The sequence below is a fragment of the Corynebacterium amycolatum genome (genome assembly GCF_016889425.1).
In the GTDB taxonomy this organism is placed as follows: domain Bacteria; phylum Actinomycetota; class Actinomycetes; order Mycobacteriales; family Mycobacteriaceae; genus Corynebacterium; species Corynebacterium amycolatum.
This window is the reverse complement of the sequence record NZ_CP069513.1, coordinates 920,914-936,132: the sequence shown is the minus strand read 5'-3', so window position 1 is coordinate 936,132 and position 15,219 is coordinate 920,914. Positions and strand designations below refer to the sequence as shown.

Here is a 15,219-nt window from a genome sequence, read left to right as displayed (position 1 = left end):
AGATTGTCGCAGGCGACTTCGGTCACGTCGGAAGGACACGTGCACATGGGTGAAACCACTTCAAGTGCGCCTCATTCCCGTGCCCACGACAAAAACCGAAACCCATTCCACCGCAAGAATCGTGCTCCACGCCGAACTCGTTTCAGCGGTCGCACCACTCCCGGTGGCGAAAGCTTAGACACACACACTGCAGCTCAGGCGGCAAAGGAATCGAAAGATACTCCCGACACCACCCCGGCTACCGAGAGTGCGGCACCATCAACTGCTCTGGAAACTACAGAGTCCTCGGCTAATGCCCCAGCAACGGCCGCAGCCCCAACAGCCCTAGCAGACTCTCCGCGTGATACCGACCTGCGCGTGGATGCCCTGGAAATTGGCCCGCGCAACCGGAGATTGACACGTTTTCTCGGTGAGCGTCTCTATGACAAGCTCGGCCCGTCGGCCACGTATGTGCGCCGGTCAGCGTCATTTTTGATGACGTCGCCGGGCCGATTGACCACAGTCGCCCTCATCCTCATCGTCGCTATTCTGGCCGCCGGCCTATCCATGTGGCAAACAACCTCGCAACGCCAGCAGCAGCTCACCCGAATTTCGCAGCTGAGCGAGCCGATGGCCAATGCCTCGCAGAATCTCTATGCCTCGCTGACGATTGCCGATGCGTCGGCCAACACCGCCTTTTCCCGCGGCACACTCAACAGCAGCCAGGACTTGGTCAGCAACTTCGACGATGTCATCGCACAAGCGTCCATGTCCGCTACCCGCGCAGCTACGGGCATTGAAAACGTCGATGCCCCAGAGATGAAGAATATCGCGACTGTACAGCGGCTGTTGCCGGTCTACACCGGCATGGTCGAGACAGCTCGCGCGAATGCGCGCCAGGGCAATCCCGTCAGTGTCGCGTACCTCGCCTCTGCCTCAAACTTGATGCAGGTCCAGATTCTGCCAGCTGCAAAATCGCTCTACGAACGCACCAGTACCACCACTAATGATGAGCAGCGCCAACTATCAAAGCCGCCTCTTTTTCCGATGTCAGGCCTGGCAGCGGCAATTTTGATGCTGCTAATCACGCAGTGGTGGCTGACTCGCCGCACCGGTCGACTATTCAACGTCGGCCTGTTTGGTGCAACCATGCTGATGGCCATCGCGCTTGTCGGTGTGGGAATTGCCACCACTCAGCCGTGGCAGTCCAACTCTCTCTTCGGAGAGCAGCGCCCGGATGTTCATGCCCTAACCGAAGTGCGCATTGATGCCCAGCAGCTACGCGCCAGCGAAACCCTCGGCTTAGTGCGCCGTCAGCCCGCGGATGCGGAGTCCTTCTCGCAGTCGGTGCGCACCCTGGTCGACGAGCTGGAAAGAGTGGACGCCAATGCGCCGGACGACGATGTCAGAGCCGCCATCCACGGTATCTACAGCTGGGAGTCCGGTCACAACCTGATGATGGAGCACTTGAGTTCAGGCGACTACGCCGGTGCGGTTCGCATCGCGACCGATGTGGATAATGCCAGCTCGTCGGCGGCTGCGTTCAACCAGGTCGATGAGTCGCTACAGAATTCCATCGCCGAGTCCCGCTTGACCGCCCGTGAGAACCTCGACCGATCCCGTCGCGCTATCGCGGCACTGTCCCTCGCCACGGTTACACTGACCGTCATCGCGGCAGTTCTGGTTGTTTTCGGCTTCCGACACCGGCTTCTGGAGTACCTATGATCGTTCCGTTCTCCCCATCACTCCGCGGTCTCGCCGGCTGGCGGCGCAGAGCCGTCCTTGGCGCACTCGCCGTCGCGGGCCTCACCGTCTGTGCCTGCGCGACCGATTCGCTTGCCGACGATCCCTACTCGCGCACAATCCTGGAGGCCACCGGTGACTTTCCCCTGCCACCGGGCGCGTTCTACGACAAAGCCTCCTCGAGGAAGCCTGCGACAGAAGCCAACACGCCAGATCTGTCCACACTCGCCCCCGATGACCAAACGCCGGAAGAGCGAATCCCGGAGATTTACCAGCGCGGTCGCATCATCGTTGGTGTTGACCAATCATTGAACCTGCTCAGCTTCCGCGACTTCAGCACCGGAGAGCTTTCGGGGTTTGAGGTATCCCTGGCACAGGAGATTGCCCGGGACATCTTTGACAATCCCGATGCTGTCGAGTTTCGGTTCGTCGACAGCAACGAACGCACCGCCGCACTCGAAGACGGCACCGTCGATGTCGTTTTGCGCACTATGACGGTCACCGATGCCCGGCGCGAAAAGGTGCTGTTCTCCGCACCGTATTTGACAGCACGAGCTGGAGTTCTCGTCTCTTCACCGGGTGGCGATGCTTCCCCCGAGGACGTCAAGGACGGTCGCATCTGCGTCTCCCGGGGATCTACTACCGAGGATTTGATTCGACGGCTCTCGCCGAACAATACGCTGCTGTTGGTCGGCAACTGGTCGGATTGCCTCATTTCACTTCAAAACAGCCAGGCAGAGATTGTCGTTGCCGATGACACCATCCTCGCTGGTATCAACGACCAAGATCCGGCCACCGCGATTGTCCAGCGGGGCTTGAACGAGGAAAGCTACGCGGCCGGTGTATCCCAGGGGAACCCAGGCCTAGTTCGCCAAATCAACGCGACCCTGGAGCGTATGGCAACCGATGGCACCTGGCAGTCCCTCTACGACACCTGGTTCGGCCCCTTCCTGCCAAGCGGTACACAGCCATCGCCACAGTACGGCGACGACGAAGACATACTTGGAATCTCCCCCACACCGGAAACTGCTCCAGAAGGCGAGGTGGATAACCGATGAGCGATGAAAACCAGTACTCCGAGCAAGCCCAGCAAGCCCAGCATCCGCAATACACGCCAGCGCCCCAGGAGGATGCTCACGCAGAGGCAGAGGCAGCTGCCACTCAGGCCGTCGCCTTCGACCCATTCGCCGATGAAGACGACGAACAAGCGCCCGGCACTGCCGCTGTCGCCTTCGACCCTTTTGCGGACGATGATGACGATGACGAAGAGTTCGATATCGCCGAATTGTTGGGGCGCGGGGGCTCGTCGTCAAGCGTGACGACCGAACCCGGCACCCAGACACCAGATCCGTCGATGGCCTCGCACCGGAAAGCGTTGGAGGACTTTCGCCGGAAGCGATCGACTGCGCACCGTGGACGCACCGTCGCCGACGGCATGGTGCACCTGCCGTACATCACAACGCAGGATCCGCGCGATGCAGTAATGAGTGATGAGAAGATTCGCGCGACGAATAAGCCGACGCCGAGCCTGAAACCCGGCGATATCGTGGCGGATCAGTACGAAATTGTGGGCCCGATTGCCCACGGCGGTCTCGGCTGGATTTATCTGGCGATTGACCACAATGTCTCGGATCGCTGGGTCGTGCTCAAGGGCATGATGGCAGCGAAAAACGAGAAGGATTTCGCCGTAGTCCAGGCAGAACGCGAGTTCCTCGCGGAAATCTCGCATCCGGGAATTGTGAAGATCATCAACTTCATCGATGAGACGGACGCCAACAGCGCCACCGGCTTCATTGTGATGGAGTACGTCGGCGGCCCGTCGTTACGCAAACAGCGACGGAGCTACCCTGACGGCGTCATGCCCTGTGACCTGGCGATTGGCTACATCCTGGAGCTACTACCCGCGCTGGATTACCTGCACTCGCGCGGCGTTGTCTATAACGATTTGAAGCCGGACAACGTGCTGCTCAGCGAAGACCATGTCACGCTTATCGACGTTGGCGCGGTCACCGGCATCGGCGCCTACGGCCATATCTACGGCACGCCCGGATTCCAGGCGCCGGAGATTGCTACGACGGGACCGACGATTGCCAGTGATATCTACACTGTCGGCCGCACGCTGGCCTCGCTGATTCTGAAGTTGCCGGCGACCAACGGCGTCTACGATCCGGGACTGCCCTCACCTGTCGAAGAGCCTCTGTTCCGCCGTTTTTACTCGCTCTACCGCTTTCTACTGCGCGCTTGCCACGAAGATCCGGAGGCTCGCTTCGGTTCTGCCGAAGAGATGAGTGTGCAGCTCATCGGCGTATTGCGCGAGATTCTGGCGGTGCGCGACGGCGTGCAATTCCCACAGGCGGTGTCGAATTTCTCGCCGCAGCGTTCCACGTACGGCACCAAGCACCTGGTGTTCCGCACCGACCAGCTTGTCGACGGCATCACCCGCGGCGTGGAAATCACTCCGCAAGAAGTGACCTTCGCGCTGCCTGTGCCACTGATTAACCCGACAGATCCGGGTGCGCGCATCCTGAGCGCCTCGTCGTTTACGGAACCCAACGAACTAATCGAAACACTGACCAACGCACTGTCCGAACCCGAGTATGGTTCTTCGGTGGAAATTCCGCTGGGCATCGTGCGTGCGAAACTGGACCTCGGATTAATTGATGAGGCCCGCGACAGCCTCTGCGATGTCTCTGAACGCTTGCAGCGCGATTGGCGTTACCACTGGTACGAGGGCGTGACTTATCTGCTTCTCGACCAATTCAACGATGCCCTCACCTCGTTCCACCACGTGCTGACAATGCTTCCCGGTGAGCCCGCCCCGAAGTTGGCGCTGGCAGCGACTCTCGAGTTGATTCAACAGCGCTTGGGCATCGCCAACGCATCTCTCCTCGAGCCCTCTGTCGCCCGCGCCGCCGCGAACTTGAGCAGCGCGCTGGATAATGTCGCTGCCGATACGCCCGAAATCTTCTCCCCCGCCTGGGCCAGCGAGTCCCTGTCGCCTCAGACAATTCGTTTCAACACCCTGCGTCTCTACGCCGTCGTGTGGGCGGCCAACCCGACGACGGTATCCTCCGCCTTCGGGCTAGCTCGTCAGCTGGCCTCTGAGCGCCAACACGAAATGGCTATCTCCCAGCTTGACCGCGTTCCCGGTAACTCCCGCCACCATCGCATGGCACGTTTGACGACGATTCTGATGCTCACCTCCGGGATGCCCTCCGAGTTGACCGAATCGAGAATTCGCCGTGCTGCGCGTCGCCTGGTGGAGCTACCAACAAATGAACCGCGCATGCCGCAGCTGCGCATCGCCGTGATGGCGTCCGCGCTGAACTGGTTGCGCAGCTCGAACCTCGACCATGCAGCTAGCTCCAATGGTCTTTTCGATGCGCCCTTTACCGTGGCTGGCCTGCGTGAAGGACTGGAAAAAGACTTACGGATGCTGGCGCGCTCTTCACAGTTTCCGCGACACCGCTACAACTTGGTGGATATCGCAAATCTCATTCGGCCACGAACTTGGCGTTAGCTCTGTACCAACTCTTTACTGAACCTGGTCAAACATGCGGTCGTGGGGTGAACGCCACCCCAGAATTGGTGAATAAAGAGAGAATTGCCGTTCGTGGTTTAAGATGTCCTCTATGTTTGCCTCCTCGAAATCCTCTTTCCGCAGCGCCAAGCGTGTCATCATCAGCGCTGCAGCTCTCACCACCGCCTTTGGTATTGGGGCCGGCACTGCCGTTGCCCTGCCAGTTTCCCCAGACCTGCAGTCGCTCAGCCAGAGTGTTCGGGACCTCAAGCTGCCGGAGATCTCGACTCTGAACCCGGGCGACCTTGCTCCTGAGCTCTCTGAGGTTCTGGATTCCTCTTCGGTGAAGCTGCCGGATTCGGTCGTCACCCTAATCAATGAAAACTTCAAGTTCGCTGAAAACAACAAGCAGGTGGCGGACAAGGTCAAAACTCAGCTGCTGAACGCCATCGACAGCCTGCCGCTGCCAGCTGCGCAGAAGGCCGAAGCCACCCGCGTCGTCAACGAGATTTTCGGTTTGCTGGAGGGCCAAGACAAGCCTTCGCAGCCTGAGCCGGCGCCTGCCCCCGCTCCACAGCCAGAGCAGAAACCACGCCCTGAACCACGCCCAGAGCCAAACAACCCGTGCCCGCCGAGCGCCCGCGCATGCGTTGACCTGGCTAACCAGAAGACCTGGCTGCAGGAAAACGGCAACATCACCTACGGCCCGGTGCCCATGTCCTCCGGTATGCCAGGTTACGAAACCACCCGTGGACACTTGAGCGTTACCCGCAAGGTCCGCGATGAGTGGTCGGTTCCTTACAACGGTCCGATGCCGTTCTCTGTGTACTTCACCAACGACGGTGAGGCTTTCCACGAGGGTTCGGTCAATCAGATGTCCCACGGCTGCATCCATCTGAATCACGATGATGCCGTGATGTACTTCAACACTCTGCAGGTCGGCGACGGCGTCTACATCTGGTAGTTACCTGCGCTGATGCGTTGAAATAATGACCAGGTGACTGAGCCTATTGAGGCATAGGCGCAGTTTCCCTGGCGGTGAAGAATGAGCTCGCCCCACTAGATTCTTCCAGTTTGGAAGACAGTGGGGCGAGCTCATTTTTTGTTGAGTTACAGTCGCGGATTCAACAGGTGAGGTACACGGCGGCCGTCGATTACGGGTTACCGAAACCCTGCCTACTCGTCAGGGTTCCAGTCCAAGGAACTAGTCCACGAAGCTCATTGCGTAGCGGGCAATGGCCAGTTCCTCATTGGTCGGTACCACGAAGACCTTGACCTTCGAGTCATCCGCAGAGATCAGACGCGGGCCATCATTCGGCTGGGAGTTGCGCTCGTCGTCGATCTTGATGCCAAAGTTCTCGAGCTCAGCCATCGAGTCACGGCGGATACCGACGTGATTCTCGCCGACACCGGCAGTGAAGGTGATAGCGTCGAGGCGACCGAGAATCAGCATGTACGAGCCGATGTAGCGGCGCAGCTGGTGAACGTACATCTGGTATGCAGCCCAAGCATCCGGGTCGTGGTCATCCATGCGCTCCTGCAGGACTCGGAAGTCATTGACACCAGAGACACCCTTCAAACCGGACTGGCGGTTGCACAGATTGTCGATCTCATCGATGCTCATGCCGTTGCGGTAAAGGTGGAAGATGACGCCCGGGTCAATGTCACCGGTACGAGTGCCCATCATCAGACCAGCCAGCGGGGTCAGCCCCATCGAGGTATCCACCGCCTGGCCACCTCGGATAGCCGCACACGACGCACCGTTACCCAGGTGCAGCGTAATCTGGTTGATTTCCCCTGCCGGCTTATTCAGAAGGTCCGGCACCTGCTTGGAAACAAACTCATGCGAGGTGCCGTGGAAGCCGTAACGACGGATATCAAACTTCGATGCGACCTCTGCATTTAGCGGGTACAGAGCAGCAGCTGGTGGCATGGTGTGGAAGAAACCAGTGTCGAAGACGGCGACGTGCGGCACGTCGGGAAGCAGCTTGCGAGACTCTTCGATGCCTACGATATTGGCCGGGTTGTGCAGCGGCGCCAGCGGAATAAGATCGCGGATCATGCCGACGATCTCGTCGGTAATCAGCTCCGGTCCAGAGAACAGGCGACCACCGTGAACGACACGGTGACCGACGGCGGCAATATCCACCGACTCCGGACCAACACCGTGCTCATCCATCAGCTCGAACGCGCGGTCAAGGCCACTGGCGTGGTCAGCGATAGGCTCAGTGATTTCAATCTTCTGTCCGGAGAACTTCAGATTAATAATGCCGTCTTCTTCACCAATGCGCTCCACCAGACCGGAGACATACGGCGGCTGCGTTGAGTCCTTCTCCGGATCTACCAGCTGAAACTTGATAGAGGAGGAACCGGAGTTCAAAACAAGTACGTGACGGGACATAATAATTAGTTTCCTCCAGCCTGAATAGCGGTAATTGCAACCGTGTTGATGATGTCCGGCACCGTGGCACCACGGGAAAGGTCGTTGACCGGCTTGTTCAAGCCCTGCAGAATCGGGCCGATTGCCAATGCACCACCACAGCGCTGGGCAATCTTGTACCCGATGTTACCGGCGTCCAGATCCGGGAACACGAAAACAGTTGCCTTACCCGCAACGGAGGAATCCGGCATCTTCTTCGCAGCCACAGACGGGTCAATAGCAGCATCGAACTGCAGCGGACCATCGACGGCGAGGTCCGGAGCCAGCTCCTTGGCCTTGGCCAGGCCCGCCTTCACACGGTCAACATCCTCACCTGTGCCGGATGCTCCAGTGGAGTAGCTCAGCATGGCAACGCGGGCGTCGATACCGAAGGAAGCTGCAGTCTCGGCGGATACTACCGCGATTTCACCCAGCTGTTCCGGAGCCGGCTTCGGCAGCACCGCACAGTCCGCAAAACCCCACAGCGAGTTGTCCATAACCATGAGAAACAGCGACGACACCGTGGAAGCCGACGGCTTGGTCTTAATGATTTGCAAGGACGGACGAATGGTGTGCGCAGTTGTGTGGGCTGCACCGGACACCATGCCGTCGACAAGCCCGTTGTGAATCATCATCGTCGCAAAGTAGGAGATGTCCTGCATCGTCTCACGGGCCTGCTCCAGCGTGACCCCCTTGGCTTTGCGCATCTCTGCGAACTGTTCCGCGAACTGCTCAACATATTCGGAGGTCTGTGGGTTCCAGAGATGGGCGGCGTCGATGTCAAAACCCAGTTCGGCGGCGCGCGCCTTCATAGGATCCGGGTCACCGAGGATAGTGAGCTCACAGATGTCCTCGCGCAGGAGGTAATCAGCGGCCTCAAGAATGCGGTCATCGTCCCCCTCTGGCAGCACAATGTGGCGCTTATCAGCCTTGGCGCGCTGCAACAGCCACCACTGGAAACGCTGTGGAGTCATCACTGCGGTGACCTCGCGGCTTACGACCTTGCGAAGCCCCTCAGCATCGTCAACGGCAACAACGGGAACGTCGAGCTCGAAAGTCTTAGCAGCCTCGGCTGCTTCCTCCCCTGTGAGAACAACAGCGAGTACCTCGCTGTGACGCTGAGCTGCACTGCTGAGCGCCAAACGAACGCGAGCCTTCGCGGCCTCTGTGTGGCAGCCCTCGCCACCAGCGACAACGATGACACCGGCACCGGCGACGGTGGCAATGCGGAAGTCAAAATCGAGGTTGCCGGAGCCGGTCAGAACAGCCGCCCCCTCGTTAGCAGCGCGGTCAGCCTCAACAGCACTGACGATGGTGTCAAGCGCGGATTCCGGATCCACAACAACCTGATCCACAGTGGCGCCGTGAGCCCCACCGACAGTGTGGAGGCAACGTGCCCCACCCAGTGCCTCAGACAATGCCGTAATGACATCCTGTAGATCGTCCGCGCGGTCCACTGAAGTAATCAGGACTGCGGAGTTGTTGGTGGACGCTTGGGCGTTCTTATCGCTCACCGACGTTCCTTTCTCGCACTGCGCTTAATCGTTGACTTATTTGAACGTTGACTTGGCTCGAGCCATTGGACTGCCGGAGGCTCAAGATCATGCTGAGCTTCCAATCCCGCTGAGTCCCAAATCATTATTTTCATCTTATTGTGAGTCACCTTACATCTCACGACGGACTCAAACCTCTTTGGTTACCCCTGGTAGCCACACTTTTCCCCACAGATTCCAACAGTTTTCCCGCATAATCGCGGCTTTTATGCGGTTTTTCTAGTGAACTAGCCCAAATTCCCACATTGGGCGTGACTAAGGTCACATTTAGTTTTGTCTGCCTTCAAAAGCATCTCGCCGATGATGTGATGCTCGCCTCTCGATTTTTCGTAAGTTATCGCTACGATTGGGGGCGCTACCATTGGGAATGTCGAATAAACCAATAACTCCTTTCCCCACGAGGTCACCGCTGGCAGCTACTTACGCCGCGGCCTCGTGGCCGTCGTAAAGCATTAGAGAAAGAAGGACACGCTTCATGAATCGCCCGCTCCGCGTTGCCGTAATTGGCTCTGGCCCGGCCGGTGTTTATGCTTCCGATGCACTGATGAAATCCAGTACTGACGTGGAAGTCGATCTGTTTGAAAAGATGCCGGCTCCATTTGGTCTAATCCGCTACGGTGTCGCCCCCGACCACCCACGTATCAAGGGCATCATTATGGCCTTACACCGTGTGATGGAAAAGCCGGAGCTGCGCCTGTTTTCCAACGTTGAGTTCGGCAAGGACATCACGCTCGACGAATTAAAGGAGCATTACGACGCCGTCATCTTCGCCACCGGTGCCGTCGGCGACCGCGCACTGCCGACTCCGGGAGCAGACCTGCCGGAGCACTTCGGCGCAGGTGAATTCGTGGGCTTCTACGACGGCAATCCGCTCTTTGAGCGCACCTGGGATCTCTCGGCGGAGTCCGTGGCCGTCGTTGGCGTAGGCAACGTCGCGCTGGATGTCTCTCGAATCCTGGCGAAGACCGGTGAGGAACTGCACGTCACAGAGATCCCGGACAATGTTTACGAAGTTCTGAAGACAAATAAGGCCAAGGAAGTCCACGTCTTCGGCCGCCGTGGCCCGGCACAGGCAAAGTTCACTCCGCTGGAGCTCAAGGAACTCGACTACTCACCGAACGTCGAGGTCGTTGTCGATCCGCGCGACATTGACTACGACTCCGCATCCGAGATTATGCGTCGCAACTCCAAGATTACTGACCAGGTCTGCACCATCTTGGAGAACTACGCCATCCGTGAACCGAAGAACGCACCGCACAAGCTCTACATTCACTTCTTCGAGTCGCCAGTGGAAATCCTCAGCGAGGAGGGTGCCGACGGCCAGCAGCATGTGGTCGGCTTGCGCACTCAGCGCATGGAATACGACGGTGCTGGCGGACTGCGGCCGACCGGCGAGACTACCGACTGGAAGGTCGGCGCTGTCTACTCCGCCGTGGGCTACCGCTCTGATGCACTGCCGGGTATCCCGTTCGACAACGTGAAGAATGTCATTTCCAACGTCGGTGGTCGAGTCATCGAATCCGACAACACCGAGGATGAAGCAGCCGAGGCCATCACTGGCCTCTACACCACCGGTTGGGTTCGCCGCGGGCCGGTCGGTCTGATTGGTAATACCAAAGGCGATGCCAACGAGGCCGTGGCCAATCTGCTGGCCGATGCCGCAGAGGGCAAGAAATTCACCCCGTCGAAGCCGGAGTTGTCCGCTGTCAACGAGCTGCTGGAGTCAAAGGGCATCGACTACCTGGACTGGGAGGGCTGGCACAAGCTCGATGCTGCCGAACGCACCGCCGGCGAGGCCGAGGGCCGCGAACGCAAGAAGTATGTCGAATGGGATGAGATGGTCACCCACTCCAAGGGCGAGTAACGGCGAGTAACGAGGGCGGATAGAAAGCGCCGGCTACGCCACTACCTGCACATCCGTGTACGCAGCGCGCGAGTCCCAGCGGCAGCACACGATCGGCGCCAACAGCTCGGCCAATGGCTCACCGAAAGCCACCTGGCCAGCACCGGCGGCAGCGCCCGCATCGAGGACTCGATCCCACAGTAGGCCCGGCGCGGTAAACAGCGGCACCACTACGAGTCCGCGACCGCGCTTGGCCGCGCGCTCCTGTGCCACGGCCACAGCATCGGATCCCTTAATCTTCTCAGGACCGACCACGAATGCTGCACTCACATGTCCCGGCAGCATCCCGCCAAGATTTGCCGCAAATTGGTGCACCGCCGCATTGGCCTCCTCATCAGAGGAGCCGACCCCCATCACCAGCGCATCGACCGGCCAGGAAAAAGATGCATTCTCCGCCGCTTCAATGATTCGCTTCACGACGGCGCGCTTCGTGCCGTCGCCAAGCCCGAGTCCTTCAGCCACTGTGATGTCAACACCATGCCGATTGCAGAGTCGAACCTGCTCGGGAACATCGACTCGCGAGTGGAACGCATCAGTGAACAGCAGCGGTACGGCCAGTGCGCGAGTCTCGCCGGCAGCGGCGAGGTCGGCACAGACGGCATCTAGCGAGGGCTCGTCGAGGTCCAGCCAGGCGAGGCGAATCTGAGAGGGAGCGTCCAGACGGGTGAGCGGCATCTTCTCGCGCACGAGTGCGACCACCTCTTCGAGCACCGGTTTGGTCTCTGGGTGCCGGGAACCGTGCGCAAGCAGAATCAGTGCGGTCATCAATGGTCTCCTCAGGCTCGCTAGCTGTGCTTTCTGGTTTTTCTACCTGGCAGCTCTACTGGGCAGCGCCACGCACGAGGCCAGCGGTGAGAGTGTCACCGGTGCCCGGCTCAATAAGCAGGAAGGCACCGACACGACCACCGACGCGGTAGGCATCGACCGGGAGCGGCTGCGCGACCTCGATGGTCACCTCAGCGACATCATTGACCGCGAGCTGGTCGGCAACGCCGGTGGGCTCACCGGTCTCGATGTCGATAAGGGCATCGACGGAAGCGATACGCCCACGCACCAGCGCGGCACCGTAGCGCACCTCAACGACACGACCGACTGCCAGCGGCTTGTCCGCAAGGTGGACAGCCACGGCGGAGAAACGGCGGACGTCCTCCGGACGGGTGCCACTGATGAGATCACCACGGGCGAGGTCGAACTCGGCATCCAAGCTGATGGCAACCGACTGACCGGCCACGGCCTCAGTGACATCCTCGGCTGCCACGGTGATCTTCGTGACAGTAGCCTGACGGTTGGCGTCTACGGAGACAACATCGCCCACGCGCACGCTACCTGCGGCGATACGGCCGGCGTAACCACGGTATTCAGTGGCGTGATCACGAATGACGTAGTCGATGGGCAGGCGTAGGTCGGCCTCGGCATCGGTTTCCAGGTCGGCACCGATGTTGAGGTTTTCCAGCAGCTCCAACACAGTCGGCCCCTCGTACCACGGGGTATGCTCAGAAGGATCGACAATGTTGTCGCCGACCAAAGCCGACACTGGAACAACGAAGGTGTTCTGCAGACCCAAGCGCTCTGCCAGCACTGCTACATCCGACTCAATCTTGCGGAAGGCTTCTTCGCTGTAGTCCAGCAGGTCGATCTTGTTGACGGCAAAGATTACGTGGCGAACACCCAGCAGACCGGCCACAGTTGCGTGTCGCTTGGTCTGCGTCACGACGCCGTTACGTGCGTCGATAAGCAAAACGACGGCCTCAGCGGTGGACATACCAGTGATGGTGTTTCGGGTGTACTGCTCGTGACCAGGGCAGTCGGCCAAGATGAACGAGCGGACGTCGGTGGCGAAGTAGCGGTAGGCAACGTCGATCGTGATGCCCTGCTCACGCTCGGCCCGCAGACCATCAACCAGCAACGAGAGGTCAGGATTTTCCTGACCGCGCGCCTGCGAGGAGGCGACGACGGCCTCGTACTGGTCAGCGAGGATGTTCTTCGTGTCGTGCAGCAAACGCCCGACAAAGGTCGACTTACCGTCGTCGACGGAGCCAGCGGTGCACAGGCGAAGAGTGCGACGAGCGCGAGTGGCGCGGTCGGCGGTAATCAGGGTAGCTGGGGAATTTGGCTGGCTCATCAGAAGTAACCTTCCTTCTTGCGGTCTTCCATGGAGGATTCGGACAACTTGTCATCTGCGCGGGTAGCGCCGCGCTCGGTGAGCTTGGATGTGCGAAGTTCCTCCATGACCTCCGCAATAGTGGTGGCAGTCGATTCGACAGCGCCGGTACAGCTCATGTCACCGACAGTGCGATAGCGGACAGTGCGAACCTCTAGGGTCTCACCGTCGCGGGGTCCACCCCACTCGCCCGGTGCCAACCACATGCCGCCGCGGTTGAACACCTCACGCTCATGGGCAAAGTAGATGGGTGGCAGCTCGATGTCACGGGCTTCGATGTAGGCCCAGACGTCGGCCTCGGTCCAGTTCGAGATTGGGAAAACGCGAACGTTCTCTCCAGCGGCGTGGCGACCGTTGTAGAGCCCCCACAGCTCCGGCCGCTGACGGCGTGGATCCCAACCGCCGAAGGAGTCGCGGACGGAGAACACGCGCTCCTTGGCGCGGGCCTTCTCCTCATCGCGGCGGGCGCCACCGAGGACGGCGTCGTAACCACGGTTGGCAATGGTCTCCACCAGTGGCACGGTCTGCAAGGGGTTGCGGGTGCCGTCAGCACGCTCGGTGAGCACACCGCTATCAATCCAGTCTTGGACCTTGGCTACGTGCAGCTTAATGCCCGGCTGAGCGGCAATCTTGTCGCGGAATTCAATAACTTCGGGGAAGTTGTGGCCGGTGTCGACGTGGAGCAGCTCCAGCGGGATACCCGCCGGTGCGAAGGCGCGCTTGGCCAACTCGAGCACGACGACGGAGTCCTTTCCGCCGGAGAAAAGCAGTGCCGGACGGTCAAACTGGCCGGCGGTTTGGCGGATAATGTCGATGGCCTCGGCTTCCAGTTCGGCAAGCCGCGGGTCGAGGCGGTTTTGTACGGAAACGGTGGTTGAGCTTGTCATGGGGTTCTTTCTGTTGTGGCTGTGTTAGCTGTGTTAGCTTGTCGGCTGTTTTAAAAAACTGTCTGTATAAGCTGCGGGTCGCAGCTAGCCATGAGCGGCAATTGGCTAGTAGCTAGTGGCTGTCGGTATCGTCTAGCAGCCAGCCGCTCAAACTAGAGGTGCAATCCGCACTCTGTCTTCTCGCTGCCCGCCCAGCGGCCCGAGCGCGGATCCGCACCCTCTGCCACTCGCGCGGTGCATGTCGCGCAGCCAATCGACGGGAACCCCTGTTGTGTCAGCGGATGCACAATGAGGTCGTTATCCTCGATGTACTGGGCAATGTCCTCATCCGTCCAGGTGGCCAGCGGGTTGAGCTTGATGCGACCGGTCTTATCGATTTCCAGTACCGGCGTGTGTGCGCGGGTCGGCGCGTCGACGCGCTTCAGACCTGTGACCCAACCCTCGTAGGGGCGCTTCACAGCTGACAGCGGCTCGACCTTCCGCAGTGCGCAGCATCGCGTCGGGTCGGTCTTGTACAGATCTACGCCCTCTTCAGCATCCTGCTCGGCGCGGGTGCGCTTCGGCTCAATCGACAGCAGTCGGTTGTCGTAGCGCTGTGCGACCTGTTCTGCCACGTCGAGGGTCTCCGGGAAGTGGTAACCCGTATCCAGGAAAACCAGGTCGGCTTCCGGCGCGTGCCGAGCAGCCAGCTCCGCCAATACCGTGTCCTGCATCGACAGGGTCACAGCCAGTGGCGTGTGCAGGTGCTCCGCACCCCATTCCAGTACTTCCCCGGCAGTGGCAGTCTCCAGCTTGGAGCCCCACTCCAGTGCAAGCTCAATCAGACGGCGAGCAGTTTCCGGATTGTCCAGCACATCCTCACGCGCGAGCGCCTCCTGAGTCTTAATGACTTCAGCGGTTTTCAGTCCCGTGCTCATGACGCCACCTTCCTATCAATATGACCATGCAGTTTCACTGTGAATACCCGGCAACATTCGCGGCATTGCCAGGCGTAGTCGGTTTCCACATCGGGCCACAGATCATCACCGCCGCAGTAAGGGCAATGCATCACCGC

The 15,219-nt window shown here is 59.8% G+C and carries 11 protein-coding genes; 5 read left to right on the top strand and 6 right to left on the bottom strand.

The features are described 5' to 3' along the window. The first annotated feature begins 45 nt into the window (after positions 1-45). The 4 genes from I6J19_RS04080 to I6J19_RS04065 all read left to right on the top strand — a co-directional run bounded on the left by I6J19_RS04080 (position 46) and on the right by I6J19_RS04065 (position 6,206). A complete protein-coding gene (locus I6J19_RS04080; RefSeq protein WP_187402508.1) occupies positions 46-1,704 on the top strand; it encodes a hypothetical protein in 1,659 nt (552 codons plus the stop codon). Then, positions 1,701-2,780: a glutamate ABC transporter substrate-binding protein gene (locus I6J19_RS04075; RefSeq protein WP_038626714.1), complete on the top strand. Its 1,080-nt coding sequence runs from the start codon at positions 1,701-1,703 to the stop codon at positions 2,778-2,780. The genes I6J19_RS04080 and I6J19_RS04075 overlap by 4 nt, the downstream gene beginning before the upstream one ends. Beyond that, a complete protein-coding gene (locus I6J19_RS04070) occupies positions 2,777-5,242 on the top strand; it encodes a serine/threonine protein kinase (protein WP_038626716.1) in 2,466 nt (821 codons plus the stop codon). The genes I6J19_RS04075 and I6J19_RS04070 overlap by 4 nt, the downstream gene beginning before the upstream one ends. A gap of 112 nt (positions 5,243-5,354) precedes the next feature. After that, on the top strand, positions 5,355-6,206 hold the full coding sequence (locus I6J19_RS04065) for a L,D-transpeptidase (RefSeq protein ID WP_038626718.1): 852 nt from the start codon (positions 5,355-5,357) through the stop codon (positions 6,204-6,206). A gap of 240 nt (positions 6,207-6,446) precedes the next feature. Here I6J19_RS04065 and I6J19_RS04060 read toward each other — a convergent pair whose 3' ends face one another. Then, positions 6,447-7,643 (bottom strand): acetate kinase, encoded by a 1,197-nt coding sequence (locus I6J19_RS04060; RefSeq protein ID WP_038626720.1) that lies wholly within the window; start codon positions 7,641-7,643, stop codon positions 6,447-6,449. A gap of 5 nt (positions 7,644-7,648) precedes the next feature. Then, a complete protein-coding gene (gene pta, locus I6J19_RS04055; protein ID WP_235191282.1) occupies positions 7,649-8,974 on the bottom strand; it encodes a phosphate acetyltransferase in 1,326 nt (441 codons plus the stop codon). A 715-nt stretch (positions 8,975-9,689) separates the two neighbouring features. Here pta and I6J19_RS04050 point away from each other — a divergent pair. Continuing rightward, positions 9,690-11,078, top strand: coding sequence for an FAD-dependent oxidoreductase (locus I6J19_RS04050; protein WP_038626724.1), 1,389 nt, complete (start codon positions 9,690-9,692; stop codon positions 11,076-11,078). Between the two features lie 33 nt (positions 11,079-11,111). Here the strand turns inward: I6J19_RS04050 and I6J19_RS04045 are convergent, their stop codons facing one another. The 4 genes from I6J19_RS04045 to I6J19_RS04030 all read right to left on the bottom strand — a co-directional run bounded on the left by I6J19_RS04045 (position 11,112) and on the right by I6J19_RS04030 (position 15,082). Further along, positions 11,112-11,882, bottom strand: coding sequence for a sirohydrochlorin chelatase (locus tag I6J19_RS04045; RefSeq protein ID WP_038626726.1), 771 nt, complete (start codon positions 11,880-11,882; stop codon positions 11,112-11,114). A gap of 55 nt (positions 11,883-11,937) precedes the next feature. Continuing rightward, positions 11,938-13,239, bottom strand: a complete 1,302-nt coding sequence (locus I6J19_RS04040) for a sulfate adenylyltransferase subunit 1 (RefSeq protein WP_038626728.1) — start codon at positions 13,237-13,239, stop codon at positions 11,938-11,940. After that, entirely contained in the window at positions 13,239-14,165 is a 927-nt protein-coding gene (gene cysD / locus I6J19_RS04035; protein ID WP_038626730.1) for a sulfate adenylyltransferase subunit CysD, read from the bottom strand. Before cysD ends, I6J19_RS04040 begins: the two co-directional genes overlap by 1 nt. Positions 14,166-14,317: 152 nt before the next feature. Then, positions 14,318-15,082, bottom strand: coding sequence for a phosphoadenylyl-sulfate reductase (locus I6J19_RS04030; RefSeq protein ID WP_038626732.1), 765 nt, complete (start codon positions 15,080-15,082; stop codon positions 14,318-14,320). Between the last annotated feature and the right edge of the window lie 137 nt (positions 15,083-15,219).